Here is a 937-nt window from a genome sequence, read left to right as displayed (position 1 = left end):
TGCCGATAGAAGATAGCCATAAAGATATACTCAATACCATATACTTCTCGCTCAAGGCTGGAGGGAAGCTTGCACACAAAGGGGCGAAAGTTTTAGGTGGCAAGCACAGTAAGGAAAACGAATCTGAGGATAAGTGAGCCCTAATCAACTTACCTCGGTAGAGTCAGACTGCTTTAGCAGCGAATTTGATGTCCGATTGACTTGCTTATATAAAATGTCATCACTTGAGTGTTTAGCACCACGCTCTTCATGAAAGTGGCCTATTGCATATGCCCATGTTTGAGCTTGTCGGTCTGATGCATTGAGTGAGCATGCATAGCTTGATTTAGCACTTCGAGCGAAATATCAGAAAATGCCAGAACTTTGCCCCCCTGTGATTTGGCAAACGCTTCTGCACTGTTCTTGTTTTTAAATGAAGCCAGGGCCGGTCCCATTGCTCCGGGGAGCTTATGACCAATTACATACCAGGCTTGTTTGGCATCGATTAGCTCGGCTTCGCGAGTATTACCCCAAGGACTGCTCGTCATATCATGGACAAATGCTTTAGCTGTGTTATGGATATTTTCAGGTTGAAGCATATAGGCGAACAAGTCATTCACTGAGCAAAACTTACGTACCGACGATTTATTCTTCTCAAACATCTCACCTTTAGGGCCGGCAAACTGGTTGATAAGCATTCCACACAGGTGGCATTCGTCCTGGTCTTCAATATGTACGGCGCTGATTTCTGGCTTAGCTTTAGGATCGTTTTCACTACACGAAACAATCCCGAAAATTAATACGCCTTGAATCAGCAAAACCAGCACCGGAACTAAAGGCGACTGTTTAGCGTTTTGGTGGGGGGGCTTATGATTCATCACCTTATACCTCTCGTTTCTTCAATAAGTAGGCGGCGAATGCAAGTGGTGCTGCGATCCATAAAACCAGGGAAGATAGC

At 45.0% G+C, this 937-nt stretch carries 1 protein-coding gene; it reads right to left on the bottom strand.

The window, feature by feature from the left end:
- Nucleotides 1–260 precede the first annotated feature (260 nt).
- Nucleotides 261–857, bottom strand: a complete 597-nt coding sequence (locus A3766_RS12115; protein ID WP_068507640.1) for a nitrous oxide reductase accessory protein NosL — start codon at nucleotides 855–857, stop codon at nucleotides 261–263.
- Nucleotides 858–937 lie beyond the last annotated feature (80 nt).

Source organism: Oleiphilus sp. HI0132 (assembly GCF_001635845.1).
The sequence above is the reverse complement of the archived record's forward strand: the minus strand, read 5'-3'. Positions and strand labels throughout refer to the sequence as shown.

Excerpts from the sequence above, each read along its gene's own strand:
- A3766_RS12115 (WP_068507640.1), bottom strand. The coding sequence starts at position 857 with ATGAATCATAAGCCCCCCCACCAAAACGCTAAACAGTCGCCTTTAGTT.